The 26,588-nt window shown below is 67.9% G+C and carries 28 protein-coding genes; 13 read left to right on the top strand and 15 right to left on the bottom strand.

The window, feature by feature from the left end; genetic code table 11:
- Position 1 precedes the first annotated feature (1 nt).
- From IG196_RS22700 to IG196_RS22685, 4 genes are read right to left on the bottom strand one after another with little or no spacing between them, the layout of a single operon-like run.
- The gene (locus tag IG196_RS22700) at positions 2–619 is read right to left on the bottom strand and encodes a PilX N-terminal domain-containing pilus assembly protein (protein WP_192193107.1); all 618 of its coding nucleotides are present in this window, start codon (positions 617–619) and stop codon (positions 2–4) included.
- A complete protein-coding gene (locus IG196_RS22695; protein WP_192193106.1) occupies positions 616–1,749 on the bottom strand; it encodes a PilW family protein in 1,134 nt (377 codons plus the stop codon). Before IG196_RS22695 ends, IG196_RS22700 begins: the two co-directional genes overlap by 4 nt.
- Positions 1,746–2,309 (bottom strand): type IV pilus modification protein PilV, encoded by a 564-nt coding sequence (pilV, locus tag IG196_RS22690; RefSeq protein WP_412556350.1) that lies wholly within the window; start codon positions 2,307–2,309, stop codon positions 1,746–1,748. Before pilV ends, IG196_RS22695 begins: the two co-directional genes overlap by 4 nt.
- Positions 2,306–2,710, bottom strand: a complete 405-nt coding sequence (locus IG196_RS22685; protein ID WP_192193104.1) for a type IV pilin protein — start codon at positions 2,708–2,710, stop codon at positions 2,306–2,308. The genes pilV and IG196_RS22685 overlap by 4 nt, the downstream gene beginning before the upstream one ends.
- 220 nt (positions 2,711–2,930) lie before the next feature.
- Between IG196_RS22685 and IG196_RS22680 the strand changes: the two genes are divergently transcribed.
- The gene (locus IG196_RS22680; protein WP_192193103.1) at positions 2,931–5,003 is read left to right on the top strand and encodes a carbon starvation CstA family protein; all 2,073 of its coding nucleotides are present in this window, start codon (positions 2,931–2,933) and stop codon (positions 5,001–5,003) included.
- Between the two features lie 5 nt (positions 5,004–5,008).
- Positions 5,009–5,215, top strand: a complete 207-nt coding sequence (locus tag IG196_RS22675; RefSeq protein WP_192193102.1) for a YbdD/YjiX family protein — start codon at positions 5,009–5,011, stop codon at positions 5,213–5,215.
- Between the two features lie 53 nt (positions 5,216–5,268).
- Here the strand turns inward: IG196_RS22675 and IG196_RS22670 are convergent, their stop codons facing one another.
- Positions 5,269–6,162 (bottom strand): LysR substrate-binding domain-containing protein, encoded by an 894-nt coding sequence (locus tag IG196_RS22670; RefSeq protein ID WP_192193101.1) that lies wholly within the window; start codon positions 6,160–6,162, stop codon positions 5,269–5,271.
- A gap of 70 nt (positions 6,163–6,232) precedes the next feature.
- On the opposite strand from IG196_RS22670, the gene IG196_RS22665 reads away from it, so the two are divergent.
- The 3 genes from IG196_RS22665 (at position 6,233) to IG196_RS22655 (ending at position 9,162) form a co-directional block, all read left to right on the top strand.
- On the top strand, positions 6,233–7,285 hold the full coding sequence (locus IG196_RS22665; protein WP_192193100.1) for a YeiH family protein: 1,053 nt from the start codon (positions 6,233–6,235) through the stop codon (positions 7,283–7,285).
- A gap of 114 nt (positions 7,286–7,399) precedes the next feature.
- Positions 7,400–7,819, top strand: a complete 420-nt coding sequence (locus IG196_RS22660; RefSeq protein ID WP_192193099.1) for a sel1 repeat family protein — start codon at positions 7,400–7,402, stop codon at positions 7,817–7,819.
- Positions 7,820–7,899: 80 nt separating this feature from the next.
- The gene (locus IG196_RS22655) at positions 7,900–9,162 is read left to right on the top strand and encodes a sterol desaturase family protein (protein ID WP_412556349.1); all 1,263 of its coding nucleotides are present in this window, start codon (positions 7,900–7,902) and stop codon (positions 9,160–9,162) included.
- Positions 9,163–9,215: 53 nt separating this feature from the next.
- Here IG196_RS22655 and metC read toward each other — a convergent pair whose 3' ends face one another.
- From metC to IG196_RS22635, 4 genes are all read right to left on the bottom strand, one after another.
- Positions 9,216–10,421, bottom strand: coding sequence for a cystathionine beta-lyase (gene metC / locus IG196_RS22650; protein ID WP_192193098.1), 1,206 nt, complete (start codon positions 10,419–10,421; stop codon positions 9,216–9,218).
- A 43-nt stretch (positions 10,422–10,464) separates the two neighbouring features.
- Complete coding sequence (locus IG196_RS22645) at positions 10,465–11,475, bottom strand: Bug family tripartite tricarboxylate transporter substrate binding protein (protein ID WP_192193097.1); 1,011 nt, start codon at positions 11,473–11,475, stop codon at positions 10,465–10,467.
- Positions 11,476–11,539: 64 nt separating this feature from the next.
- Positions 11,540–13,123 carry a rhodanese-like domain-containing protein gene (locus IG196_RS22640; RefSeq protein WP_192193096.1) on the bottom strand — a complete coding sequence of 528 codons (1,584 nt, stop codon included), beginning with the start codon at positions 13,121–13,123 and terminating at the stop codon, positions 11,540–11,542.
- A gap of 96 nt (positions 13,124–13,219) precedes the next feature.
- Positions 13,220–13,810, bottom strand: coding sequence for a cysteine dioxygenase family protein (locus tag IG196_RS22635; RefSeq protein WP_192193095.1), 591 nt, complete (start codon positions 13,808–13,810; stop codon positions 13,220–13,222).
- A gap of 107 nt (positions 13,811–13,917) precedes the next feature.
- Here IG196_RS22635 and IG196_RS22630 point away from each other — a divergent pair, with 107 nt between their 5' ends.
- A complete protein-coding gene (locus IG196_RS22630; RefSeq protein WP_192193094.1) occupies positions 13,918–14,796 on the top strand; it encodes a LysR substrate-binding domain-containing protein in 879 nt (292 codons plus the stop codon).
- A 31-nt stretch (positions 14,797–14,827) separates the two neighbouring features.
- Here IG196_RS22630 and IG196_RS22625 read toward each other — a convergent pair whose 3' ends face one another.
- Genes IG196_RS22625 through IG196_RS22615 form a run of 3 tightly spaced genes read right to left on the bottom strand, consistent with a single transcriptional unit; the run spans position 14,828 to position 17,239 of the window.
- Entirely contained in the window at positions 14,828–15,658 is an 831-nt protein-coding gene (locus IG196_RS22625; RefSeq protein ID WP_192193093.1) for an urease accessory protein UreD, read from the bottom strand.
- A 28-nt stretch (positions 15,659–15,686) separates the two neighbouring features.
- Positions 15,687–16,214 (bottom strand): nucleoside deaminase, encoded by a 528-nt coding sequence (locus tag IG196_RS22620; RefSeq protein WP_192193092.1) that lies wholly within the window; start codon positions 16,212–16,214, stop codon positions 15,687–15,689.
- Positions 16,211–17,239 (bottom strand): ABC transporter substrate-binding protein, encoded by a 1,029-nt coding sequence (locus IG196_RS22615; protein WP_192193091.1) that lies wholly within the window; start codon positions 17,237–17,239, stop codon positions 16,211–16,213. The genes IG196_RS22620 and IG196_RS22615 overlap by 4 nt, the downstream gene beginning before the upstream one ends.
- A gap of 349 nt (positions 17,240–17,588) precedes the next feature.
- Here IG196_RS22615 and IG196_RS22610 point away from each other — a divergent pair, with 349 nt between their 5' ends.
- On the top strand, positions 17,589–18,668 hold the full coding sequence (locus IG196_RS22610; protein WP_192193090.1) for an aromatic ring-hydroxylating oxygenase subunit alpha: 1,080 nt from the start codon (positions 17,589–17,591) through the stop codon (positions 18,666–18,668).
- Between the two features lie 299 nt (positions 18,669–18,967).
- On the opposite strand, the gene IG196_RS22605 is transcribed toward IG196_RS22610, so the two are convergent.
- Positions 18,968–20,269 carry a D-amino acid dehydrogenase gene (locus IG196_RS22605; RefSeq protein ID WP_192193089.1) on the bottom strand — a complete coding sequence of 434 codons (1,302 nt, stop codon included), beginning with the start codon at positions 20,267–20,269 and terminating at the stop codon, positions 18,968–18,970.
- Positions 20,270–20,397: 128 nt separating this feature from the next.
- On the opposite strand from IG196_RS22605, the gene IG196_RS22600 reads away from it, so the two are divergent.
- The 3 genes from IG196_RS22600 to IG196_RS22590 are packed head-to-tail and all read left to right on the top strand — an operon-like array spanning position 20,398 to position 21,774.
- Complete coding sequence (locus IG196_RS22600) at positions 20,398–20,865, top strand: winged helix-turn-helix transcriptional regulator (protein WP_056578796.1); 468 nt, start codon at positions 20,398–20,400, stop codon at positions 20,863–20,865.
- Positions 20,862–21,341, top strand: coding sequence for a GNAT family N-acetyltransferase (locus IG196_RS22595; RefSeq protein WP_192193088.1), 480 nt, complete (start codon positions 20,862–20,864; stop codon positions 21,339–21,341). The genes IG196_RS22600 and IG196_RS22595 overlap by 4 nt, the downstream gene beginning before the upstream one ends.
- Positions 21,342–21,372: 31 nt before the next feature.
- Entirely contained in the window at positions 21,373–21,774 is a 402-nt protein-coding gene (locus IG196_RS22590; protein ID WP_070062377.1) for an OsmC family protein, read from the top strand.
- 13 nt (positions 21,775–21,787) lie between these two features.
- Here IG196_RS22590 and IG196_RS22585 read toward each other — a convergent pair whose 3' ends face one another.
- Positions 21,788–22,141: a winged helix-turn-helix transcriptional regulator gene (locus IG196_RS22585; protein ID WP_192193087.1), complete on the bottom strand. Its 354-nt coding sequence runs from the start codon at positions 22,139–22,141 to the stop codon at positions 21,788–21,790.
- Between the two features lie 124 nt (positions 22,142–22,265).
- On the opposite strand from IG196_RS22585, the gene IG196_RS22580 reads away from it, so the two are divergent.
- Positions 22,266–23,141, top strand: a complete 876-nt coding sequence (locus tag IG196_RS22580) for an NAD(P)-dependent oxidoreductase (RefSeq protein ID WP_192193086.1) — start codon at positions 22,266–22,268, stop codon at positions 23,139–23,141.
- A gap of 11 nt (positions 23,142–23,152) precedes the next feature.
- On the opposite strand, the gene IG196_RS22575 is transcribed toward IG196_RS22580, so the two are convergent.
- Positions 23,153–24,352 (bottom strand): alpha/beta hydrolase, encoded by a 1,200-nt coding sequence (locus tag IG196_RS22575; protein WP_192193085.1) that lies wholly within the window; start codon positions 24,350–24,352, stop codon positions 23,153–23,155.
- A 114-nt stretch (positions 24,353–24,466) separates the two neighbouring features.
- On the opposite strand from IG196_RS22575, the gene IG196_RS22570 reads away from it, so the two are divergent.
- Together IG196_RS22570 and IG196_RS22565 are read left to right on the top strand one after the other, a co-directional pair.
- Positions 24,467–25,150 carry a response regulator gene (locus tag IG196_RS22570; protein ID WP_101489285.1) on the top strand — a complete coding sequence of 228 codons (684 nt, stop codon included), beginning with the start codon at positions 24,467–24,469 and terminating at the stop codon, positions 25,148–25,150.
- Entirely contained in the window at positions 25,147–26,577 is a 1,431-nt protein-coding gene (locus tag IG196_RS22565; protein ID WP_192193084.1) for a sensor histidine kinase, read from the top strand. Before IG196_RS22570 ends, IG196_RS22565 begins: the two co-directional genes overlap by 4 nt.
- The last annotated feature ends 11 nt before the right edge of the window (positions 26,578–26,588 follow it).

Below are 26,588 nucleotides of genomic sequence, written 5' to 3'. Positions count from 1 at the left end.
TTCAAGAGGAGGCCGGCGCGGGTTCGGCTGGCGCGACCGGCGGCGGCGCGCACAGCGCATCGAACTGCGCCTTGTTGAGCAGCGCCCGCACGCCCTGGCGCACGGAGGTCGAGGTGCCGGTGGAGTCGGACCTGGCGTCGGTCACGGTAGTGCTGATGTCCCACACGGCGTTGTACTGGTCGGGCAGGGCCGCGAGCCCCGAGCCGCTGCTCGATGCGCCGCCGGTGATGCCGCCCGGGCCCGTGCTGCCGCCGCCGCCGGTGTCGACGGCCTTGGTGGCGCGCACGCACACGGGCGGAGCGATGTCGACCTTGTAATCGTCCACGCCGTCGTTGTTGATGTCGACCATGCTCACGGTGCCCTGCGGCGGCGCGAGCGACGGGGTGCCGTCGCTGCCGGGCACCAGCAGGCTGGCGGCGACTTCCTCGATCGCGCGGTTGGCGGCGGCCACGGCTTCGTTGCGGGTCTGCAGGTTGCCCACGGCCTTGAGGTTGGCGCTGCTGAGGTTGAAGCCGGCGGTGACCACGAGCGTGATCAGCAGCAGCATGATCATCCCGATGATCAGCGCGGCGCCGCGCTGGGCGGCGGTTGTGCGGCCAGAGTGCACGCGTGGCTTCATGGCGTTTCTCTCCGGCCGGTGACGTTGGTCAGGCGCACGGTGGTCGCGAACGCGTGCCGCTTGTAGTGGTCGTTGAACGGCCCGAGCGCTACAGCGCCCATCTGGTACCTGCGCGTGTCGGTGTGGCCCGGCGAGATGGCGGCGGCGCGCGCGAGCACGTGCAGCTTCACGGCCACCACGTTGACCAGCTGGTCGGCGGTGCAGGTTGCGCCGCAGTGCACGAAGGCGCCGTCGGGGCTGCCGTCGCCGCGGTTGGCGGGCGTGGATTTGTCGGCGGCGTCGGCCCACGCGATGGCCTGGGCGTAGTTGACGGCGGCGCCGGTCTTGCTCAGCGTGTCCAGGCCGAGCTCGACACGAAAGCCCTCGACGCCTTCGATCAGCGGCGTGGGCGGTTGCTGTGCGAGCGTGCCGTCCACCAGATCGAAGCGCGAGCGGGCCAGCGTGGGAATGCCGTCGCCCACGGCCTCGGCATAGTCGCGCACGTAATAGATGTCGGTCACCAGCTTGCGCTTGGGCGAAGGGGTGGTGCAGTCCTTGAGGAACATCTGGTCGAAGGCGCCGGTCGAGAGGTCGAACGACGAGGGCTTTTGCGTGCCGCACAGCGACGACTGGAAGTACATCGCGCCGGCCACGTCGGCTTCACAGTTGGTGGTGCCCGGCAGGCAGGTTTCGGCGTGGCGCACGACGACGATGTCGGTGCCGGTCTTGTGGCGCGGCAACAGGTCGGTGCAGGTGACGGGCACGCTGTTGTAGACCTGCACGGGCAGGTCGAGCAGCTGGCGCTTGTAGTCCTCGGTCCAGTTCGCGGCCGAGTAGGCCAGGCACGGGTCGGGCACGGCACCCGTGGGCACGTGCGTGGGCGCGACGTTGACGGTGAGGTCGTCGAACTCGGGCATGTAGTTTTCCCAGAAGCCCGCGTGGGAGATCTCGTTCTCGAGCACGAAGATGCTGAGGCGCCCCGTTTCGATCTGGCGGTTGACGCGTTCCATCTCGCGCTGGGAGCCGCTCACGTTGAGGAACAGCGTGAGCAGCGCGGCCATCACGATGAGCATGATGGTGATGGCCACCATCAGCTCGATGAGCGTCAGCCCGCGCTGGGCGCGGCGCGCAGGGGTCAGGCGCGGGTTCATGAGAGCGATCCGATGCGCACGAGCGTGGTCACGGTGCGGCGGCACAGGTCGTTGATGCACTTCGAACCGGTGCCGCCGTCGTAGGCGTCCTTGCCGCAGGGCACGCCGGCCGGCGGCGCCGAGATCGGCCCGAGGCCCTGCCAGGCGACGGTGACGAGGTACTCGTTGTTGCCCATGTCTGCCACGCAGCCGCGCCCGCCGATCACGGTGCCGAGCTTGTCGGTGCCCGAGAACTCGGCGGCGCCCTGCAGCGCGTTGCACCATTCCCTGGCGTCGATCTGCTGGCGCGTGCCGGTGCCGGTGGGGCAAGCATCGGTCCCACCCAGCGGCGCGCTGGTGGCGTAGCTCGCCGCCATGCGGCGGTTGATGGCGATGCGGCTGGCCATGTCGTTGAGCAGCATCAGCGCCTGCGAGCGCTGGTACGACTCCATCTCGGAGGCCTGCAGCCGGGCCTGCAGCCCCACGAGGCCGAACAGGCCGAAGGCCAGGACGAGCAGGGTGACCAGCACTTCGATCAGCGTGGTACCGCGCTGGCGCTGGCGCCGGAGGGCGGGGCTCACCATTTGTTGGCCGGCGTCTTCACGCCTTCGCTGGTGAGCCCGAGGTTGCCGTCGCTTTGCTGGTTGCCGATCGCGGTGAAGGTGATCGTGAACGTGGGCGGGCCGGACGCCTGCAGCGTGACGGCGTAGCTGTAGTTGCCGGCGACCTCGGCGGGCAGGCTGTAGCCGCTGGCGGTCAGGGCCGTCGTGTCGGCGTAGCTGCGGTTGGCAATGAGGAACTGCTGCTGCCGGTTGGCGATGTCCATCATCTGCGCCTGGGCCGCCGAGCGCTTGGCGCGGATCACGTACTGCTGGTAACTGGGCAGCGCGATCGACGCCAGGATGGCCACGATGGCCACCGTGATCATGACCTCGATCAATGTGAAGCCGCCGCTTGTGCGCGCCTGCGAATGCTGGGTCATCGTGGACTCGTCAGAGTTGTTTCACATTGTTAGTGAATGTGAATTTATCACATTTAACGTAAACGCAACCGCTCCGCAGTACTGCCAATGACTGCCTGTCAGAAGGTGATTAGGGGTTATCCATTAGGCAATTCCACCCGCCCGGCCCACGCAGTTCGACGGATGCGGCGCCGCGGCGGGCGGGGAACACTCGCCCGGTTCATATCGAGGAGACATCCGCATGCCCAACATTCGCCGCCATCTGGTGTGGCTGGCCGTGGCCGTGCTCGGCGCTTTTGCGCTGGGCACCGTCGCCCTGAGCCGGGGGGAAAGCATCAACGCCCTCTGGGTCGTGACCGCCGCCCTCTGCACCTACCTGATCGCCTACCGCTACTACAGCCTGTTCATCGCCGACAAGGTGCTGGGGCTCGACGCCAACCGCAAGACGCCGGCGCACCGCCACAACGACGGCCTGGACTACGTGCCGACCGACAAGAACGTGCTGTTCGGCCACCACTTCGCGGCCATTGCGGGCGCCGGTCCGCTGGTGGGCCCGGTGCTCGCGGCGCAGATGGGCTACCTGCCCGGCCTGCTGTGGGTGCTGGCGGGCGTGGTGTTCGCGGGGGCGGTGCAGGACTTCATCATCCTGTTCATCTCCACGCGCCGCGACGGCCGCTCGCTGGGCGACCTGGTCAAGCAGGAGATGGGCGTGGTGCCCGGCATGATCGCGCTGTTCGGCACCTTCATGATCATGATCATCATCCTGGCGGTGCTGGCCCTCATCGTGGTGAAGGCGCTGGCCGAATCGCCGTGGGGCAGCTTCACGGTGGCCGCGACGATTCCGGTGGCGCTGTTCATGGGCGTGTACCTGCGCTACATCCGCCCGGGCCGCATCGGCGAGGTGTCGGTGATCGGCTTCGTGCTGCTGATGGCGGCCATCTTCGGCGGCCAGTGGGTCAGCCGGCATCCGGTGTGGGGTCCGGCCTTTACGTTCGACGGCAAGGCGCTCACCTGGATGCTCGTGGGCTACGGCTTCGTGGCCGCCAGCCTGCCGGTGTGGCTGCTGCTGGCACCGCGCGACTACCTGTCGACCTTCCTGAAGATCGGTACGATCATCGCGCTGGCGATCGGCATCGTGGTCGTGATGCCCACGCTGCAGATGCCCGCCATCACGCAGTTCGCGCAAGGCAACGGCCCCGTGTGGTCGGGCAGCCTGTTCCCGTTCCTGTTCATCACGATCGCCTGCGGCGCCGTCTCGGGCTTTCACGCGCTGATCTCTTCGGGCACCACGCCCAAGATGCTCGACAACGAGCTTCACGCGCGCTTCATCGGCTACGGCGGCATGCTGGCCGAGTCCTTCGTCGCCGTGATGGCGCTGGTGGCGGCCTCGTGCATCGAGCCGGGCATCTACTTCGCGATGAACAGCCCGGGCGCGCTGGTCGGCACCACGGTGCAACAGGCTGCGGCAACGATCTCCGGCTGGGGCTTCGTGGTCACGCCCGAGATGCTGCTGCAGACGGCCAAGGACGTGGGCGAGACCACCATCCTCGGGCGCACCGGCGGCGCACCGACGCTGGCCGTGGGCATGGCCCACATCCTTCACCAGGTGATCGGCGGGCAGGCCATGATGGCCTTCTGGTACCACTTCGCGATCCTGTTCGAGGCGCTGTTCATCCTCACCGCGGTGGACGCCGGCACGCGCGCCGGCCGCTTCATGCTGCAGGACCTGCTGGGCAGCTTCGTGCCCGCGCTCAAGCGCACCGACTCGCTGCCGGCCAACCTGATCGCCACCGCGCTGTGCGTGTCGGCCTGGGGCTACTTCCTGTACCAGGGCGTGGTCGATCCGCTGGGCGGCATCAACACGCTGTGGCCGCTGTTCGGCATCTCCAACCAGATGCTGGCCGCGGTGGCGCTGATGCTGGGCGTGGTGGTGCTGTTCCGCATGAAGCGCGAGCGCTATGCCTGGGTGGCGGCGGCGCCGGCCGTGTGGCTGCTGGCCTGCACGCTGACGGCGGGCTGGCAGAAGATCTTCTCGAGCGATCCGAAGATCGGCTTCCTGTCGCATGCGTCGAAGTACGCCGACGGCCTGGCCAACGGCGTGCTGATTGCTCCGGCCAAGACGCCCGAAGCCATGTCGCGCATCGTCTTCAACGACCGGCTCGACGCGGCGCTGTGCGCGCTGTTCATCTTCGTGGTGCTGAGCGTGCTGGTCTACAGCATCAAGGCCTGCTTCGCGGCCCGTGCGGCCAACCGGCCGACCACGCAAGAGACGCCGTTCGAGTCGAGGGGCGCGGCCTCGTCCGCCGCCCACTGAACGCCATGGGCCTCGCCCTACCCGAAGCCGGGCGCTACATCGCCCGGTCGATCAAGCAGTCGCTGCGGCTCATGGTCGGTCTGCCCGACTACGACGTCTACCTGACGCACATGGCGGCCACCCACCCGGACCGGGCGCCGATGAGCTACGAGGAGTTCTTCCGCGAACGGCTCGAGGCGCGCTACGGCGGGGGCAAGGGGCGCTGCTGCTGACGGGTAGCGGCTGACAACGACAAAGGGCGCATGCGATGCGCCCTTTTTTCGTTTCACGAGGCGTCGAGGATCTGCGCCATCCGCAGCGCCGCCGGCGAGAGCGGCCGGTTCTTCAGGCTCAGCCGGTACAGCGGCCGCGACAGCACCACGCCCGGCAGCTTCAGCTCGCGCAGCGTGCCCAGCGCAAGCATGTCGGCCACCACCACGCGTGGCAGCATCGAGATGCCGACGCCGCTGGCCACGGTGCGCGCAATGGCCTCGTTGCTTGCCATTTCCATCCACGGCGGCGCGTCGATGCCGTGCGCCGCGCACAGCGCCTCGGTGGCCTGGCGCGTGCCCGAACCGGGCTCGCGCAAGATCCAGTTCTGCCGGCCCAGCAGCGCGGCCGTCACGCCGCGGCGGGGCAGGGCGGCGTCGGGCGGCGCCACGATGGCGAGCGGGTCGGTGGTCCATTCGCGCACGTCGATGCGTGCTTCGCTGTCCGCATCCACGCGGCCCTCGACCAGCGCGAGGTCGATGCGGCATTCGAGCAACTGCTCGCACACCCACTGCGTGTTGCCGACCGTGACGCGCGGCACCACCGCCGGAAACGCCGCGCAGAAGGCCGCGATCTGCGGCGGCAGCCAGTAGCTCGCCACCGTGGTGCTGGCGCCCAGCGTGAGGCTGCCGCGCTGCACGCCGACACGCGCACGCACGTCGTCGAGCGCCGCGCGCTCCATCGCGAAGATGCCGCGCGCATGCGTGAGCAGCGACGCGCCGGCCTCCGTGAGCCGAAAGCCCTTGCCAGCGCCACGCTCGATGAGTGTCAGGTCGAGCTGGTGCTCCAGCTCGCGGATGCCCTTGGACACCGCGGGCTGGCTGATCCACAGGCCCTCGGCCGCGCGCGAGAAGCTGCCCGCCTCGGCCACGGCGACGAACAGGCGCACCAGGTGCAGGTTGAGGGTCATAACTTAACTTCATGCATCGGTGAAGTTTATGTCTTTGACTCATGGTGTGTCGATTCCTAAGCTTGGCGCCATGTCATCCCTTGCCGCCTCCTTGCCCGGTTTCTCCTTCGTTCGCCGCTGCGGCCCCGGCGTGCTGTTCTCTGCAGTGCTGGCAGCTGCTGCCGCGCTGCTGGCTGAATGGCCGCCGATGGTGCACCTGGGCCTGAGCGCGCTGACCTTGGCCATCGCGCTGGGCATGGTGGCGGGCAACACGGTGTTCCCTGCGGTGTCGGACCGCACGGGTGCCGGCGTGGACTTTGCTCGCAGCGTGCTGCTGCGCGCGGGCATCGTGCTCTACGGTTTTCGCATCTCGCTGAGCGACATCGGCGCCGTCGGCTGGCCCGGCGTGCTGATCGCGATGGCGATGGTGGCGCTGACCTTCGGCCTCGCCGTGCGCATCGGCACGCGCTGGCTGGGGCTCGACCGCGAGACGGCCGCGCTGATCGGTGCAGGGAGCGCCATTTGCGGCGCCGCCGCCGTGATGGCCACGCAGCCGGTGGTGCGCGGCGAAGAGCACAAGGTGTCGATCGCCGTCGCCACGGTGGTCGTGTTCGGCACGCTGTCGATGGTGCTGTACCCGTTGATCTATCCGTACCTCGGCCTCACGGAACATGCCTTCGGTCTCTTCGCTGGCTCGACCATCCATGAGGTGGCGCAGGTGGTCGCGGTCGGCGAGGCGGTCAGCCCGGGTGCGGCGAACGCGGCCGTGGTCGAGAAGATGCTGCGCGTGATGATGCTGGCGCCGTTCCTCATGGGCCTGTCGTTCCGCGTGGCGGCATCGACACCGGGCGCGGCGAGCCTGCGCGCCTGCTGGCGCCAGGTGCGCGTGCCATGGTTCGCGGTGCTGTTCATCGTGGTGAGCGCGGTGCATTCGCTCGACGTGCTGCCGAGCGCCCTGGTCGCTGCGCTGGTGCAGCTCGACACGCTGCTGCTCGCCACCGCCATGGCCGCGATGGGCCTGCGCACCAGCGCCGCCAGCTTGCGCAAGGCCGGGGCGCAACCGCTCAAGCTGGGAGCGCTGCTGTTCGTGTTTTTGACGGTCGGCGGCTATGCGGTGAATGCGGCCGTGCTGGCGATGTTCTGAGTGAGGTTCGCGTGGGGCTCAGGCGGCGCCTGAGGCGTCCTGCGTGAATTCCAGTTTCTCCTGCGCGCGCCTTCGCGGGACCATCGGTGCCACGCAACTCGTGGAGAACAACCGATGTCATCCGAACTCAACCAGATCGCCAGCTGGTCGCTGCGCTGGCGCATCTGCCTGTCAGGCGCGCTGTGCCTCGTCGCCGCTATCGCCGCGGCCAAGCCTTTCGATGTGAACACCGACCTGCAAACCGAGCAGCGCTACCAGCTCGCCCTCGAAGCGCAGGCGGGGCGCGACTACCGCACGATGCTCGTGCAACTGCGCCAGGCCGCCACTGAAGGCCATCCCGAGGCGCAGGAGATGCTGGGCATGGTGCTGCTCACGGGCCCCACGCTATACGGATCGGCCGTGAAAGCCGACCGCTGCGAGGCGCGCACGTGGATGCTGCGCGCCGCCGAGAAGGGGAGCGAAACGGCCAGGGTGCAGCTGGCGTTTCTCAACAGGTTGCGCAGCGCGCCGTCCGGAAAGATCGCTTGCAGTTGATCGCGGTTGATAGCGGTTGATGGCGGGTATGGTGGGCAGCACGCGTACATACTCGGTGACCCCCACGAGAGCACCCCTCTATGCCCACTCCTTCTCCCGCGGACCGACTCAAGAACGACGTTGCCCATGAAATCCGCAAGGGCGTGGACCTTGCGATGTCGCACGGGCCGCTGCATCGCGGCAAGGGCATGGTCAGCGGCATGATCGCCCTCGTGCTGGCCAACTTCAGCATGCTGGCCGTGCTGATGTTCCAGTTCCCGGCCTTCCTCAGTACACCGAAAGTGCGCGAGGTGCTGAGCTTCGACGCGATGCGCACGGTGCTGTTGGTCGCGATGGTGCTGTGCGGCACCCTGGCCCTGACCAACATCGTTTTCAACCGCGTGCGCCGGTTGTCGGCATGGGCCTTGTTCTGGCTGGCGGTTGCAGTGGTCGGCTCGCAGCTGGGCGTGAGCGCCACCGGGCACGGGTGGCTGCCTGCGGGCAACGTGCCGTCGAACATGCCGTACCTGGGTGTCGACTGGTTCATCTTCGACCTGCTCGCGACCACGCTGCTGTTCACCACCATCGAGAAGCTCAAGCCGCTGCGCCCCGGCATGCCGATCTTCCGCAAGGAGTGGCAGACCGACTTCATGTACTTCGTGACGGGCCACCTGCTGGTGGGGCTCACGCTGTTCCTGGTCTACGCCATTCTCTACGGCGCGACGGGCATGTTCGCGGGGGTGAACCCGGTGGGACAAGACACGCTGCGCGGCTGGTTTCGCAACCTGCCGTTCGGCTATGCGCTGCTGCTGCTGATGCTCATCACCGACTTCGCGCGCTACTGGCTGCACCGCTTCTATCACGAGACCGCCATCGGCTGGCGGCTGCATTCCATCCATCACAGCGCCGAAAGCATGGACTGGATTTCAGGCAGCCGCACGCACGGCGTCGAGACCGTGCTGTCGACCGTGGTGATCCTGGCGCCGGCCTTTCTGCTCGGTTTTTCGCAGAGCGTGATCAACGTCTACATCGTGATCGCGGGCGTGCAGGCGGTGTTCAACCACACCAATGCGTCGGTGCGGCTGGGCCCGCTGCGCTACCTGATCGTGACGCCGAACTTCCATCATTGGCACCACAGCCGCGACGCGGAAGGGTTGGACCGTTGCTATGCGGCGCACTTCGCGTTCTGGGACTACCTGTTCGGCACGGCCGTGAAGACCGACAAGAACAAGGTCTGGCCTGACAACTATGGCGTGGTGGGCGACTACGTGCCCAAGGGGTTCTGGCGGCAGCAGCTCTATCCGTTGACGTGGTCGGGGCGATGGACCGATGAGAACGGCGTCGAGCATCGGGAAAACCGCTGAGTCTCGTCAACGAAGGGCCACCGCAGATTGAAGAAGCGAAGCCGACGCGACCGTCACCCGAGGTTCATCGCCATGAACCCGCGCTCCAGGTCGGCCACGAGGTCCGAAGGTGCCTCCAGCCCGACGTGCAGCCGCACCACCGCACCGCGCCCGCTCCAGTCCGTCACGCTGCGCGCCGCGCGCATGTTGGTCCAGGCGACCAAGCTTTCATAGCCGCCCCATGACGAGCCGCGACCGAACAGGGTGAGCGCGTCGACGAAACGCTCGACCGCTGCGTTCTCCGTGCCCGGCTGAAGTTCGATCGACAGCAGCCCGTTGGTGCCACGGCAGTCGCGCTGCCAGATGTCGTGCCCCGGATGCTGCGGCAGCGCGGGGCAGAACACCGTGGCCACTTCGGGCCGCGATTCGAGCCAATGCGCCACTGCGAGCGCGTGCCGCTCGTGCATCTGCAGCCGCGCAGACAGCGTGCGCATGCCACGCAGCACCAGCCAGGCGTCGTCGGGGCTCACGGTCATGCCGAAGGCGTCGCAGCGTTCGTTCAGCGGCTGCCAGGCTTCGCGCGTGGTCGCGACGGTGCCCATCATCACGTCCGAATGGCCTGAGAGGTACTTGGTGGCTGCCATCGTGGAGATGTCGGCGCCCAGCGCGAGCGGGTGGTACTGCACGCCGGACCCCCAGGTGTTGTCGGCCGCCAGCAGCGCGCCGCGCGCATGCGCCAGCGCGGCCAGCTTGGGTAGGTCGCACATCTCGTAGACGAGCGAACCGGGGCACTCGGCGTACACCAGCTTCGTGCTGGGTTCGAACAGGTTCTCGATGCCGCTGCCATCCGCAGCAAAGAAGGTGCTGCGAATGCCGTAGGGCGCCAGGAATGAATGCACGAGGTTGCGCGTTGGCTCGTACACGCTGTCTGACAGCAGCACATGGTCGCCGGGCTTCAGGTACGAAAGCAGCACCATGCCGATGGCGGCCAGGCCTGTTGGAAAGAGCCTTGTGCGGTAGGCGCCTTCGAGCTCGCTCACCGCGTCTTCGAGCGCGAAGGTGGTGGGGGTGCCGCGCGCGCCGTAGCTGAAGATGTGCTCGTCGTCGCGGCGGGCGCGCGCGTCGCGCATGGCGCCGACGTTGTCGAACAGCACGGTGCTGGCGCGCACCAGCGGCGTGTTGACGGGCACGCCGCCGGCACAAGAGGGCGCCTTGCCGGTGCGCGTGAGCCGGGTGTCGAGGCTGAGGCCGGAAGCGTCTTTGTCGTGCGTGTCGGACATGGTGTTCATCGAGCGGGAGGCCGGGCCGTGGTGGGGCGGTGCATCAATCTGCCTTGGCGCCCGACAGTTTGACGATTCGCGACCAGCGGTCAATGTCCTGGCGCAGTTGCGCGCCAAAGGCTTCCGACGAGTTGGCCACCACTTCGCTGCCGCCGTCGTTCACGAGCTTGGTCACTTCGGGCAGGCGCAGGGTGCGCACGATGGCTTCGTTCAGGTACGCCACGCGCTCGGGCGGCGTGCCGGCGGGTGCGAAGAAGCCGTACCAGTCTTCAAAACGTGCGCCGGCGTAGCCCAGTTCCTCGAGCGTCGGTGCTTTCGCGAACACGCCGATGCGGCGCGGGCTGGTCACGGCCAGCACGCGCAGCTTGCCGTTCTGCACCAGGCTCGCGACCGAGGCGGTGGAGGTCACGAGCACGTCGACCTGCCCGCCGAGCAGGTCGGTGAGCGCGGGGCCGGCGCCCTTGTACGGCACATGCGTCATGTCGATGCCGTTGTCTTTCGCGAGCACGACGCCGACAAGGTGCGAGAGCGTGCCGTTGCCCGGCGTCGCATAGGTCACCTTGCCCGGCGTGGCCTTGGCCTTCGTGGCGAGGTCGGCAAAGCTCTTGAGCGCCGAGTTGGCATCGACCACCAGCGCGAGCGGCGCGGCGTTGATCTGCGTGATGGGAATGAAGTTCTTGACCGGGTCGAAGCCGGCCGACGCATAGAGCGTGGGGTTGACGGCCATGATCGACACCTGCGAGGTGAGCACGGTGTAGCCGTCGGGCCTGGCATCGGCCACCGCCTTGGCGCCGATGTTGCCGCCCGCGCCGCCGCGGTTGTCGACCACCGCGGCCTGGCCCATGATTTCCGGCAGCCGCGTGGTGACCAGGCGCGCCGTCGCATCGTTGCCGCCGCCCGGTGGGAAGGGCGAGATGAGCTTCACCGTTTGCGACGGGAAGCCGTTGCGCGCGGGCAGCGGCTCGGCCGAGGCGGGCTGCAAGGCGAGCGCCGCGAGCCAGGTGGCGGTAACGGCAAGGCGAGCAAGGTGCGGGGCGCGGAAGGCAGACGACATGACAGGACTCCTGAAATAGGAACGGACAACGACGAACGGAAAGAGACCGGAACGGGGGCTGGGGCTAGGCGTGCGATGCGGCGGGCGGCAGCCGGAAGGCGGCCCGCTCCTGCGCATCGAGCTGCGCGACCAGGCCCGTTTCCCAGGCGAGGTAGCGGCGCGCGGCTTCCTTGTTGCCGTCGTGCCGGTCATGCACGAAGAACAGGTAGTCGATGCAGGCTGCGTCGGCGGGCAGCTCGGGCGTGGCTGCGACCGGCAGGCCGGCGGCGCGCCAGGCGGCCATGCCGCCTTCGAGCAGCAGCGGGGCCGGGCCATGGTGGTTCGCGAGTTCGGATGCAACCGCCCAGGCTGCGAGCGCGGCGTCGTCGGCGACCAGCACGAGCTGTCGGGTTTCGTCTTTCACGTCGCCGGCGAGTCGCGGGCGAATCGACCAGCAGGCCTGCGGAATGTGGCCGGCCCGAAACTGCATGCTGCCGCGCAAGTCGATCAACGCGACTTCGCCTTGTGCCAGCCGCGCGGACAGCGTTTGCGCATCGATGCGCTGCAACGCCGGTGCGGTGGGCAGGGCCGCGGGCACCAGAGACAAACCGCTCGCGAGCCCGCCTTGGAGCACGCTCGCGTCATGCCCCATCTGCCGCAGCCAGCTCGCGATGGTGGGGGCACGCACGCCGTCGTTGTCGAACAGCACGAGCCGCGCGCCACGCACCGCGAAGTACTGGTCGCCGGCCTGCATGAGTTGTCCGCCCGGCGTGTGCTGGGCGCCGGGCAGGCTGCCGGCCGCAAACTCTTCAGGTGTGCGCACGTCGCACAGGAACAGGCTGCGGCCCGCATCGGCGGCCCATTGCTGCACGGTCTGCGCCGTCACTGTGGGCACGTCGAAGCGCTCGGCCAGCGCCTTGGCGACGGGCCGCAGGTCGGTGTTGCCGCTGTCGTCCGCATAGCGCTTCGTGCCGCCGTGCGCCAGCGCGTGGTCGTTCAGGTACCAGCCCTGTGTGCCGTTCTCCAGCGCATAGACGGGGTTGGGCAGGCCCAGGTTGATGAGCGTCTGCGCGCCGATGATGCTGCGCGTGCGGCCCGCGCAGTTGATGACGATGGGCGTGGTGGTGTCGGGCACCAGTTGCCGCACGCGGTAGGCCAGCTCCCCGTTGGGGCAGCAGGTCGCGCCCGGAATGTTCATCTTGTGGAACTCGCTGACGGGGCGACCGTCGAGCACCACGACCTTGTCTTGCCGCGCCAGCATCTCGGCCAACTGGTCGGCGCTGACGCGAGGCGTGTGGTACGTCTCTTCGGCCAGTTCGCCGAAGGTCTTGGAGGGCAGGTTGACGCCCGCGAAGAGAACGTAGCCTGCGGCCTTCCAGGCCCGCGTGCCGCCCTGCAGCACGTGCACGTCGGTGTAGCCCAGCGCGGCGAGCTGTGCGGCGGACCGCTCGGCCACATCGGATTCGCCATCGTCGTACGCCACCACCCGCACGCTGCGGCGCGGCATGAGGCGTGGGGCATCGATCTCGAGCCGGCTGAAGGGCAGGGGAATGCCGTAGAACAGGTGCGCCTCGCCGTACTGGCCGTGCTCGCGCACGTCGAGCAGCGCGATTTCGCCGCCGTCGTGAAGCCAGGTCTTGAGGGTTTTCGGATCGATGAAGGAGGTCATGGAGGCAAGTCGAAAGCGAGTCGTCGGACGAACGAGGTCCTGCGAGGCCGCGCAGCGCGCGACCCGCATGAAGAAAAGAACAATGAAAGGAGCGGCCTACCGGCGCGTCTGCACGCCGATGCCCATGGTCTGGTACGTGCCGGTGGCAAGGTCGTAGGCGGTGCGCTGGTTCAGCGTCTCGAGCGCACGGCCGTACATGTGCAGGTGGCGAATGACCTGCTCGCCCTGGATCTCGACCGAGTGGATGTCTTCAGGCATCAGCGCGATGCCTTTGCCCGGCGCCACGACGACCAGCGCCGTTTCCGCGAGCTTGCCCACGCCCGGCACCGAGCCGTCGTCGGTGCGCTCGTACACACGGTTGTGCTCGGTGCCTTCCACGGCCGCGATGCAGGCCCAGGTCGTGTGGTTGTGCGGCACGATCTTCTTGCCCGGGCGCATCACGTTCAGGTAGAGCGCGTAGCTCTGGTCCGGGTCTTCGGCGATCAGGTAGCGGGCCTGGTGCTCGCCTGCCTCGGGCGGCGGAAAGTCGGCGGCGCCCCAGTACGCGGTGTGCGCGGCCAGCCCTTCCAGCGAATCCAGCACGGCCGAGAGCTTTTCGCGGGTGGCTTCAGCGCCACCGATGGTTTGCTTCATGTCGGCGATGGAAGCCTCGACGGCCTGGCGGCGTTGCTCGGATGGGGTGCTCATGCAGTGTTCTCCAGTGGGGTTGCCTGTTTCGTATGCACTCACTGTAGTGACGAGCGGGTGACGCAACAATCCAAGCAGCGCAAGAAACACATCAATAAAATTAATGAATGCCCACGCTCGATCTTGAACTGCTGCGCTCGTTTGCAGCCGTCGTCAGCCACCACAGCTTTGCTGCGGCGGCCGTTCATCTGGACCGCACGCAGTCGGCCATCACGCAGCAGATGCAACGGCTCGAAGAGCAGATCGGCCAGCCGCTCTTTGCCAAGCAGGGCCGCCAGAAGCGGCTGACCGAGCAGGGAGAACGCCTGCTCACCTATGCGCACCACATGCTGGCGCTGAACGACGAGGCGCTGCGCAGCCTGCGGCAGGGCCCGCTCGAAGGCAACCTGCGCATCGGCGCACCGCACGACGTGGCCGAGACCATGCTGCCGCTGCTGCTGACCGAGGTGGCGCGCACCTCGCCGCTGCTGCAGCTGGACATCCACATCGGCCGCAGCCCCTATCTGATGACCTCGCTCAAGAGCGGCGAGGTCGACATGATCATCTCGAACCGCGCCGACCCGCAGTCGCAGTTCGAAGGCGTGGTGCTGCGCAACTCGCCCACCGTGTGGCTGTGCGCCGCGGGCTATGTGCACGACCCGACAAAGCCGGTGCCGCTGATCATGGCGGACGGGCCGAGCATTTTCCGGCGCATCGGCCACGAGGCGCTCGATGCGGCCGGCGTGGCCTGGACGCCGCGGTACACCTCGTCAAGCCTGATCGGTATCAAGGCGGCATTGCGGGCGGGACTGGGCGTGACGGCGCGTGGCGTCGAGCAGCTCGATGCCGGCTTGCGGGTGCTGGGTGCGGGAGACGGCATGCCGCGCCTGCCTGATCTGGCGTACTACCTGTATGTGCGCAGCCACGTGGTGAACCCGGTCACGCGGCAGGTGTTCGAGACGTTGAAGAAGCAGCTGCGGCTGCCGGGGACCGACGCCCCGACCTGAGAGGTGGGACCGGCGCCTGCTTGCCCGCTTCTCAGGTCGCCCAGATGCGCGGCGTGGCCGCCGGCAGTTGCCACAGCTCGCTGCGCCATGCCTGCCAGACCTGCCGCAGCAGCTGCATCGAAGGCTCGACCACCGGCGCGAGTACGCGCAGCACCACCACTTCCGCATGCGGGCTGGTCGCGCCCGCGCTCTCGTGCAGTTCGTGCGCCTCGAGCAGCGTGCGCGCCTGGGCGAGCAGAGTTTCACGCCGTGCCTTGGTCATCGGCGAGCCCGTCACGACGAACAGCGAGGCGAGGCAGCGATGGCCGCCCAGCCCCAGCGGGCTTTGCAGCAGGCGGTGGTCGCTCGCGTCGATGCGTCCGCGCTCCAGCCACACGCCGGGCGCTTCGATGTGCTGCAGGTAGGTGCCCCGCTCGAAGGGCTGGTTGGCGTTCGGCAGACCGAGCGCGCACACGTCCCAGCCGATCATCTCGGCGCCCGGTGCGACCTCGAGGGTGAGCCGGTTCTCGGCCTGGCAGCCGCTGTAGCAGATGGCTTCGAGCGGCAGCCATTCGAGCCGTGCGCCGGGGGCGAGCCGGATGCGCGTGCGTTGCAGCGCGGTCTCGCCTTCGGAACGGTAGAAGCGCGAGGCACCGGGTGTGGTGATCAGGCCGTGGCTGCCGTCGGCGGCCTCGATGTCGATGTCGAGCGTGTCGCCGCCGACGAGGCCGCCCGGCGGGTGCACCAACACGTTGTGGCACACCGCATCGCCCTCGGGGTAGAGGCTCTGCAGGATGCGCAGCGGGCCGTCGTGGCGAAAACGGGCGACGCTGCGGTCGGCTTCTTTTTGGTAGGCGAGGTGGAGACGGGCGTGCCAGGGCATGCGGCGAGTCTAGTGCGCCGTCACAGGCTCAGGTCTTCCAGGCACTGTCGTGCGCGGCGGCCGCTTCGTCGATGAGCGCCGGACCGATGCACTCGATCGGATGCGGCGACGCACGGAACACGTCGCGGCACGACAGCTCTGCGTCGCGCTGGTCCTGCCGCTCGCCGCGGAACACGCGCAGCCGCTGCGCGTCGATGCCGAAGACCACGCGGCCGATGTTCGACCAGAAGATCGCGCCCGCGCACATCACGCAGGGCTCGCCCGAGGCGTAGAGCGTGGCGCCGGCCAGTTCTTCGCGCGTGAGGCCGCGGCCGGCCAGCGCGCGCAGCGCATTCACTTCGGCGTGCGCGGTGCAGTCGCCGGTTTCGGCGTTGCTGTTCGCCGCCTCGGCCAGCACTTCGCCGGCGGCCGAGACGATGACCGAGCCGAAGGGCCGGTTGCCGCGCCGGCGCGCGGCGTGCGACCACACGATGGCCTTGCGCAGGTAGCGGCCGTCGCGCTCGTCGAGCGTGTTTTCGTCGGGGAAGGCGGAGGTGGAATTTTCAGGAACGTTCATGCCTTGGATGCGGGAAGAAGGCGCTCGCTGCGCGCAGGCAGCATCGAGCTGTTGAAGAGGGCGTCGGCCGAGGGCCGCGTCTTGAGGCCGTAGGTGTCAGCCACCTCGTCGACCTGCTGTTCGAGCGTGAGCTTGCGGATGTCGCCCAGCCCATGGCCGCGCGTGTCCGCTGCGCCCACATACTGCGCCGTGAGGCTCCAGCGTTCGAGTTCGACCTTCTCATCGAGGATCGGTTCGCGCTGGCGCATGGCCGCGATGCTCGGTGCGGGGTTGGCAAAGGTCTCGGCGATGGCGCGGTTGGTCGCGCGCAGAAAGGCCGCCACCACCTTCGGATTTTGCGCGATGAGGTTGCTGCTCGCAAGGATCGCGTTGCCGTACAGGTTGACGCCTGCGTCGGAATACTTGAGCACCGAGAGCTCGTCGGCCTTCATGCGCGCGAAGAGCGAGACGGCCGAGTCGTGGAAGTAGGTGGCGGCATCGACGTCGCCGCGCACCATCACGTTGTCGCGCGCGCTGAAGTCGGTGGTCTGCCACTGGAATGCGTCGCCGCGCATGCCCTGCTTGCGCGCCACCATCGGCCAGGCGCGGCGCGTGGACTCGACGGCGGCGGCTGCCACCTTCTTGCCCGTGAGGCTCTTGAAGTCGCCGGTCACGCCGCGGTCCTTGCGGCCGATGATCACGAACGGTGCACGGTTGTAGTACTGGTACACGGCCTGCACCACCGGCGTGCCCGGGTTCTGTGCATTGAACTCGACCAGCGAACTGATGTCGCCCAGGCCCAGCTGGTACACGCCGCTCGCGATGCGCGTGATCGACGCGACCGAGCCGGCGCCGGTGTCGATCGTCACGTCCAGCCCCTCGTCGCGGTAGTAGCCCTTGGTGTGTGCCAGGAAGAAGGGTGCGGTCTGGCCGTTGATGCGGAAGTCGAGCGTGAACTTGAGCGGGGTGAGCTTGCCGCCCTGCGCGAACACGGCAGGGGCGGCGAGGGTGGTGGCAGCTGCGGCGAGAAAGGATCGGCGTTGCATGGTGGGGCCTCGGAGTCGGTGGTCTTGACGGATGCCTCCCACCAGGGCGGGAGGCGCCTCAAGAGCAATTTCCGGGCGGGCGCACGGGGATGGTGCGTGCGCTGCTGAACGCTTCTACTCTTGCAGGCTGTCTTGCATGAGGCATGCCAGGGCGCGGCGCTCGGGCATCGCAGGGTGGGGCTTGGAAGTGCGGCCGGGGCGCGCCACAATCCGGGCGCGCTAATTGCAAGTCGATCGGCGCAGAGTAGAAGCGTTCAGCCTCGCGCATGTTTTTTATCAAGCATGCCGACGAAGCAGGAAATTGCTCTTTCACGTTCGTCCCCACACGCAACATCGAAGGAGTTCGCCCATGCTCGTCACCCAACAACCCGTCTTCCGCAAGTTCTGGCATGCCGTCATGCCGCTCACCGAACTGGCCCATGGCCCCAAGCCGTTCCGGCTGCTGGGCGAAGACATCGTTCTGTTCCTCGACGCCGACGGCCAGCCGGCCGCGCTGCGCGACCGCTGCTGCCACCGCACGGCCAAACTCTCGAAGGGCTGGTGCGTGGATGGCGAAGGCAAGGCCTGCGGGCAGGGCGCGATCCAGTGCGGCTACCACGGCTGGACCTACGACCGCAGCGGCCAGGTGGTGCGCATCCCGCAGTACGAGCCCGATCGCAAGATCTCGCCCGAGTACAAGACCACCGCCTACCGCTGCACCGCGCGCTACGGCTATGCCTGGGTGGCGCTGGAGGAGCCCATTGCCGACATCCCGGCCATTCCCGAGTTCGAAGACCCGGGCTACCGCACGATCTTCCAGTTTTATGAAGAATGGCAGACCAGCCCGATGCGCGCGCTCGAAAATTCGTTCGACAACTCGCACTTCAGTTTTGTACACCGCACCACTTTCGGCGTGGCCGCGAGCCCGAAGCCGAGCAAGTACCAGCTGGTGGAAAACGAATCGGGCTTCTACGCCGAGACGGTGATCGAAGCGACCAACCCGGTGAAGTTCCATTCGATCAGCGGCGTGACCGATGCGATCACCACGCGCCACATGCGCAACGCCTACTTCCTGCCGTTCGCGCGCCGGCTCGACATCGAGTACCCGAGCGGCATCCGCCACATCATCATCAACTGCTTCACGCCCATCGACGACGGGCGCATGCAGCTGTGCCAGTGGCTGTTCCGCAACGACACCGAGGCCGATTGCGCGGCGCAGATGCTGATCGACTTCGACGAGGAGATCACGCGCGAGGACAAGGACATCCTCGAATCGACCGACCCGGATGCGCTGGTCGACACGCGGCGGCGCGGCGTGGAGTATTCGATGGAGTCCGACCGGCCAGGGATGCTGATTCGCAAGCACCTGATGCAGCTGCTGGCCAAGCATGGGGAGGCGGAGGTCTATCGCGGGATGACGATTCCGATTGCCATTGCGAAGGCGGCTTGAAGAGCCGCTGCGCGTTGTTCAGGGCGACGCTCCCGCCGACGGGGAGCCTTGCTCCGCGAATGTCCTCCGCCCTTCGGGCTTCCGCCGCTCCCCTTTGGTTTCGCTGCGCAAGGCACCCCATCGACGTGAGCGTTGGGCAGCGCAGTCGTTGATCGGCGAGCACCCACAGCGCGTCCCGTGCTCAGGGTACTGGGTGCTTCCCGCAGCGAAATCAAGGAGGAGGGGCACAGCCCCGGGGGACATTCGCGGAGGGAAGTACCCGGTGGCCTGGGCACGCGCCCCGAACGCAATCGACAGCGTCAGGCAGTCGCAGTCGTCGGATTCGGGCGAGTCGAATGCGACGGCCCCTGCGTATAGCGGTCCATCGCCAACCCGTCGGTACGAATCTCCGGCCGCTGACCCGTCACCAGGTCCGAGATCAGCTGGCCCGAGCCGCAAGCCATGGTCCAGCCCAGTGTGCCGTGGCCGGTGTTCAGGAACAGGTTGGGGTAGCGCGTGGCGCCGACGATGGGCGTGCTGTCGGGCGTCATGGGGCGCAGGCCGGTCCAGAAGCTGGCGTTCGGCAGGTCGCCGCCCGGGAACAGGTCGCTCACGACCTTTTCGAGCGTGGCGCGGCGTGCCGGGTTCAGGCGCAGGTCGAAGCCGCCGAGCTCGGCCATGCCGCCCACGCGGATGCGGTTGTCGAAGCGTGTGACGGCGACCTTGTACGTTTCATCGAGCACCGTCGATTGCGGTGCGAGCGATTCGTCGAGCAGCGGCACGGTGAGCGAGTAGCCCTTGACCGGATACACCGGAATGTCGAGGCCCAGCGAAGCGATGGCGGCGCGCGAGTAGCTGCCGAAGGCCATCACGTAGCGGTCGGCCGTGAGGATCTTGCCGGCGCGGGTGCGCACCCCGGTGATGCGACCGCCGTCGGTTTCGAGGCCGTCGATGGTCTGGCCGAAGCGGAAGTCCACGCCCAGGCCGCGTGCGATCTCGGCGAGGCCGCGCGTGAACAGGTGGCAGTCGCCGGTTTCGTCGTTGGGCAGGCGCAGGCCGCCCGTGAGGCGGTCGCGTGCGCCGGCCAGGCCGGGTTCGACGCGCGCCAGGGCGTCGCGGTCGAGCAGTTCATAAGGCACGCCGCATTCCTCGAGCACGGCGATGTCGCGCTGCACCGCGTCGAGCTGCGCCTGCGTGCGGAAGAGTTGCAGCGTCCCGCCGGTGCGGTGCTCGTACTGCAGGCCGGTGTCGGCGCGCAGCTGCTGCAGGCAGCCGCGGCTGTATTCGGCCACGCGCATCATGCGTTCCTTGTTGACCGCATAGCGCTCGGGCGAGCAGTTGCGCAGCATGGCCGCCATCCAGCGCAGCTGGAACAGCGTGCCATCCGGGCGGATCGACAGCGGCGCGTGCTTCTGGAACATCCACTTGATCGCCTTCAGCGGAATGCCGGGCGCGGCCCACGGCGTCGAGTAGCCGGGCGACACCTGGCCGGCGTTGCCGAAGCTCGTTTCCTCGGCCGCGCCGGCCTGCCGGTCGAGCAAGGTGACCTCGGCGCCGGAGCGCGCGAGATAGTACGCCGTGGTGGTGCCGATCACGCCGCCGCCGAGAACGATGACTTTCATGGTGTATTCGCGTATCTGAGTGGAATGATGTGAATCTAAAGTGCACAATGAAGTGGATTCCATTGTTTTTAAAGGTTTGGCAGTGAAAATCGCTGCCGAAAACCGTCCAAACCCCCGCGCGGAGTGAAATGCCCGAACTCGACCGAATCGACCGCAAGATCCTCGACCTGCTGCAGCGCCAGGGCCGCATCGCCATGACCGAATTGGCCGAGCGCATCGGCCTGTCCGCCTCGCCCTGCGCCGAGCGCGTGAAGCGCATGGAGCGCGACGGCGTCATCACCGGCTACCACGCGCACGTGTCGCCCGAGGCGCTGGGCAAGACCTTGCTGGTGTTCGTGGAGATCAAGCTCTCGGCCAAGTCGGGCGACGTGTTCGACAAGGTGAAGCAGGAGCTGCTGCACATGCCCGAGGTGCTCGAATGCCACCTGGTGTCGGGCAGCTTCGACTACCTCGTGAAGGCGCGCCTGAGCGGCATGAGCGAGTACCGGCACCTGCTGGGCGACATCCTGAAGAAGCTGCCGGTGGCGGCCGAGTCGCACAGTTACGTGGTGATGGAGGAGATCAAGGAAACGCTGATGCTGGCGGTGGACCGGTGAGCGGGGCCATCGTCACCATCAGGCCATGGCGCCTGGCCGACTTCGATGCGGTGAAGGCCATCCTCGACGACACCTTCGCCAGCACCTGGCTGCCGCAGCTCACGCCCGAGGCCGCGAAGGCCTATGCCGACAGCGGCGAGCCCGTGGGCTACATCGACGAGAGTGGCCCGGCCTTCTTCGTGGCGGAACTCGAGGGCGAAGTGGTCGGCATGGTGCACTGGGAGCACGACTTCGTGCAGGCCCTGCACGTGCCCGCCGCGCACCAGCGCAAGGGCATCGCCCGCGCGCTCATGGCCTTTGCCGAAGCCGGCATGCGTGCCGACGGGGTGGCGCTCGCACGGCTCGAAACCGACACCTTCAACACGCAGAGCCAGGGCCTGTACCGCGCGCTCGGCTACCGCGAGGCCGGTCGCTACCCCGACCTCGAATGGCACAGCGGATTCACGACCCTCCTGTATGTGAAAGACTTGGCCTGAGCTATCTTTTCACCCCTTCAAGGACATCGGCATGACCCTCTCGATCCGCCGCGACGGCACCACCGGCACGCGCCACATCCTCAAGATCCGCAACCACGAGATCCCGGTCGATGCCTCGCCCGCGGGCGGCGGCAGCGACGGTGGTGCCGAACCGCACGACCTGTATGACGCGTCGCTCGCGGCCTGCAAGGCGCTCACGGTGCTGCTCTACGCGCGCCGCAAGGGCATTCCGGTGGAAGACATCGAGGTGGTGGTCGACCGCGACGACAGCGAGGAGCGCAAGGGCATCTATCGCCTGAAGTCGGGCCTGCGCTTGACCGGCGACCTGACCGAAGCGCAGCGCGACGAGCTGTTGCGCGTGGCGGGCAAGTGCCCGGTGCACAAGCTCATGACCGAGGTCAAAACCGAAATCGAGACCGGCTGGGCAGACTGAGTCCGCGGCCTTCTTACTTCGCCGCTTCGGCCAGCTTGCGCGCCGCCTCCACGCGCTTGGCGTAGCGGTCGCCCCAATCAGCCAGCGGCCCGAGCGCCGCATTGAGCGTGGCGCCGAGTTTCGTCTCGGAATACTCGACGCGCGGCGGCACTTCGTGGAACACCTCGCGGTGCACGAGGCCGTCGGTTTCCATCTCGCGCAGCTGCTGGATCAGCATCTTCTCGCTGACCTCGGGCAGCAGCCGCTTCAGCTCGCCGAAGCGGTAGGGCTGCAGGTGCAGCTCCCACAGGATGACGGCTTTCCACTTGCCGCCGATGACCTCGAACGCGGGGCCGATGCCGCAGTTGTAGGGCTTCTTTGCTGCCATCCGGTGCTCCTTGTGGCTCCAATACTTCCCATTTGGTAAGTACCATACTTTATCGTAGGTACTTGACCATATGGGAGTGTGATTTCTACGATGCAGGCGTCATCAACCACTGCATCGGATTGCAATGAGCAACAAGAAGGAAGTTTCGGTTCTGGGCCTGGGCGCCATGGGCGTCGTCATCGCGCGGCTCTTTCTCGACCAGGGCTACAAGGTCACGCTGTGGAACCGCTCGGCCGACAAGGCCGATGCGCTCGTCGCCCGCGGCGCCGTGCTGGCGCGCAGCGCGGCCGAGGCATTGCGCGCGAGCCGCATGGCCGTGATGTGCGTGTACGACTACCGCGCCGCCGACGCGATCTTCGCAATGGACGGCGTGGCCGCCGCCATGGACGGCCGCCTGCTCGCGCAGCTCACCACCGGCAGCCCGAAGGACGCGCGCGAGGCCGAAGCCTGGGCGCACCGCCACGGCGCGGCGTACCTCGAAGGCGCGATCCAGGCGGCGCCGGACCAGATGGGCCGGCCCGACACGCCGCTGCTTGTGTCGGGCGCGCAGGCTGTGTTCGCCGAGGCCGAGCCCTTCTTGAAGGTGCTGGCCGGCGGCATCGTCTACCTGGGCGAGAAGGCCAGCGCGGCCGCGGCCATGGACCTCGCCACGCTCTCCAGCATCTACGGCACGATGCTCGGCTTTCTTCACGGTGCGCGCATCGCCGAGCACGAAGGCTTCGACGTCGCGGAATACGGCCGCATCGTGGCCGGCATCATGCCGACCTTCGCGGGTTTTCTTCAGCACGAGGGCGCGGTCATCCAGTCGGGCGACTTCACCATCACGCAGAGCCCGATGCGCATTTCGGTCGAGGCCACGCAGCGCATCCTCCAGACCGCGCAAGAGGCGGGCATCAACACCGAGTTCCCGACCTTCGCCGCAGGCCTGTTCCGGCGCGCCGATGCGGCGGGGCTCGGCGGCGAGGAACTGGCGGCACTGATCAAGCTGCTGCGGAAGTAAAGAAGGAAAGATCAGGCCCACCGCATCGACTGGATCGCGCGCACCACCTCGGCCTCGCGTTCCATGAAGAAGTCGGTGTGGTTGCAGTGGTCCAGCGTGAGCCGGTGCGGCGTGTCCAGCGCGGCGACGAGGCGGTCGGCATCGGCGCGGCGCACGCGGCGGAAGATGCGCAGGAAGTCGGCGGCGTCCTTGCCGGTCTGTGCATCGAGCGGACGTTCGAGCCAGGGGAACAGGTCGCGCTGGTCGAGCGGCAGCGCGGTCACCACCAACGCCGGCGCGCGCACCGCCCGGTAGTCGGGCGAGAAGCGGTGGGCCGCGGTGTCCATCGCGGTTTCCACGGCGTCGGGTGTGTTCGGGCGCACGCTGCCGTCGGCCAGCTCGTCGAGCGCGTCGTGCAGGTTGGCTTCGAGCGCCGGCCACCAGCCCTTCGACTTGCGCCGCAGGTACGCAACGGCCGCCTTCATCGAGCGGCCGTCGTCGGGCGTGGGTGCGGGCTCGTCGAGCTGGCGGTTCATCGGCGGGTCTTCGCCGCCGGTGTCTGCGTCCTTCGTGTAGTCGAAGGTGGTATCGAGGTACACGAGACCGCGCACATGGTCGGGGAAGCGGCTCGCGAAACGCGTCAGCTCGTTGCCCGCGATCGAATGGCCGCCGAGCACCACGCGTGTGAGGCCGAGCGCATCGCACAGCGCGGCCAGGTCGTCGACCAGCGTGTCGACTTCGTAGTGCTGCGTCGCGCTCTTCACCGGCAGCGGCTTGTCCGACAGGCCATAGCCGCGCCGGCTGACCGCGACCACGCGCGAGGCAGCGCCGGCCGCGACGAGCGCGGGCGCCAGGCTGTCAAAGCAGCGCGCATTGCCGCCGAGGCCTGCGAGCAGCACGATCACGGGGGCCGACGCATCGGTGCCGCCGGGGCGCTGCCAGTCGCGCACCTGCAGCGAGACCTCGGGCGCGGTCGACACCTTCACGCGGCGGTCGGTGGATGTCACGGGCCGGTCGTGATCGATGGGGGCGGGGAGCGTGCCGACGTTGTTGCCTCCACCCCCGCAGGCTGCCAGCCCGGCCGCGCTGCCGAAGAGCACGGCGCGCAGCAGGTCGCGGCGCTGGAAGTGAAGCGGGTTCGCCCAGTGGGGGCGCGCCGTGGAAGGTGAGGGGCGAGGCACGTCGATGCTCCAGGCATGAAGAAGAAAGTAGGAGCCTTGCAGTGTGGGCATGCCACCTGAAGAAGCCCTGCAGCCTTCATGAAGGCTTCCTGAAGCGGGGCGATGGGGTGTGGCAGATACTTCGGCCACTTCCCGGAACCGGGCTTGTTCGCTTGGAATCCCCCCATGAATCTTTTGCTTGTTGAAGACGATCTTGACCTTGGCAACGGCGTGCGCATTGCGCTCGCCAACCAGGGCATGGACGTGGTGTGGGTCCGCCGGCTCGACGACGCCCTGCGCACCCTCGACAACGGCGCCTTCGACATGGTGCTGCTCGATCTGGGCCTGCCCGACGGCGACGGGCTCGACCTGCTGCTGCGACTGCGCCGCACCCGCCAGATCTTGCCGGTGCTGGTGCTGAGTGCGCGCGACGCGCTCAACGACCGCCTGCGCAGCCTGGACGACGGCGCCGACGACTACCTCGTGAAGCCCTTTGCGCTGGCCGAGCTGCTGTCGCGCGTGCGGGCTTTGGCGCGCCGCAGCTACGGCTTCAACGACGAGACCATCCGCATGCGCGGCCTGGCGCTGCACGAGCCCACGCGTGGCGTGATCGTCGACGGCGACCCGGTCGAGCTGTCGCGCTGCGAGTTCGACCTGCTCGCATTGCTGCTCAAGCGCACCGGCCGCGTGGTCACGCGCCGCGTGATGGAAGAGCAGGTGCTGCCCGGCGGCCAGGCCAACGGCAGCAACTCGCTCGAGGTGCACATCTCCAACCTGCGCAAGAAGATCGGGCAGGGCTACATCCGCACGGTGCGCGGCATCGGCTACGTGATCGACACCCAGTCTTTGGTGCGGAGCCCGTCGAAATGATGCGCCAGCTGGCGCGGCGCTGGAAGAACTGGAACCAGCCGTCCCTGATGCGCCGCCTGTTGGTGGCGCAGATGACCGTGGTCGCACTGCTGTGGACCTCGGCCGTGGGGCTGCTGCTGTACGACTCGTACAAGGACCCCGGGCTGCTGAGGTTCACCACCATCTTCAACGCCGCGATGTCCATCGCGCAGACGCTAGAGGACCGGCCCGAGCAACAACGCAAGGCGCTCGAAGCCTTCGACACCGCGCTCATCGAGGCGCTCAGCGACGGCGACGAACAAACCGAAGCTCTGGGGGTGATGCAGGTGTGGCAGCACGGCAAGCTGATCTACAACTCGCGCGCCAATGTGCCCGTGCTGCTGAACTCGGTACCCGACTGCAATGAGACGCTGCTCGCGGGCGGCCGCGAATGGCGTGCACGCACAGTGGTCTCGCCCATTGCCGACACCCGCGTGGTGCTGGCCGAACCCAGCGTGTGGCGGCTGGCCATCACCGTGCTGTCGCGCGGCTATTACCTGCTGCCGCTGGTGATCAGCCTGCCGTTTCTCATTTTTCCGGCGTGGCTGTCGGTGCGGCTGGCGCTGCGCCCGTGGCGCCAGGTGAGCCGCGAAACCGCCGAGCGCGGCCCCGACGACCTGACGCCGCTGTCGTACATGCCGCCGCACAAGGAGCTCAAGCCGCTGGTGCAGAGCATCAACAGCCTGCTGCTGCGGGTGCGCGACAGCACCACGCGCGAGCGCAGCCTGATCGCCGACGCGGCGCACGAGCTGCGCACGCCGCTGGCGGCCATGCGGGTGAACGTCGAGGCGATGAAAGAGCAGAGCACCGACGAGGGCCAGCGCGAACTCATGGCCAACCTGCTGCGCAGCAACGACCGCGCGGCGCGGCTGGTGGGGCAGCTGCTGCAGCTCATGCGCAGCGACGCGGTCGCCACCAACGCACTGCCGGTGATGCTGTCGCTCGACGGGCTGGTGCAGGACCGGCTGGCCATGATCGAGGGCGTGGCGCGATCGCGCGGCGTGGAGCTCGAACTGGTGTGCGACGACGCCGTGCCGGTGCTCGGCGAGCGCGAGAGCCTGGTCTCGATGATCGACAACCTGATCGACAACGCGATCAAGTACAGCCCCTGCGGCGCCACCGTGACGGTGCACGTGGCGCGCGAGGGCGCCCAGGCGCTGCTGACCGTGGCCGACACCGGCCCGGGCATTCCGCCTGCGCTGCGCGAACGCGTGTTCGACCGCTTCTTCCGCAACCCCGACCAGACGCAAAGCGGCAGCGGGCTGGGCCTGGCCATCGTCAAGTCGGTGGTCGACCGGCACGGCGGCAACGTCGTGCTCGACGAGGCCTTGGGCGGGGGCTTGCGGGCCAGGGTGCGGCTGCCACTGGCGCAGGCCGACGTGCCGCAGCCCTTGCTCGTCTGCGCCTGAGCCCCGGGGGA

Origin of the sequence: Variovorax sp. 38R (assembly GCF_014843395.1) — a bacterium.
GTDB lineage: Bacteria > Pseudomonadota > Gammaproteobacteria > Burkholderiales > Burkholderiaceae_C > Variovorax > Variovorax paradoxus_H.
The sequence above is the reverse complement of the archived record's forward strand: the minus strand, read 5'-3'. Positions and strand labels throughout refer to the sequence as shown.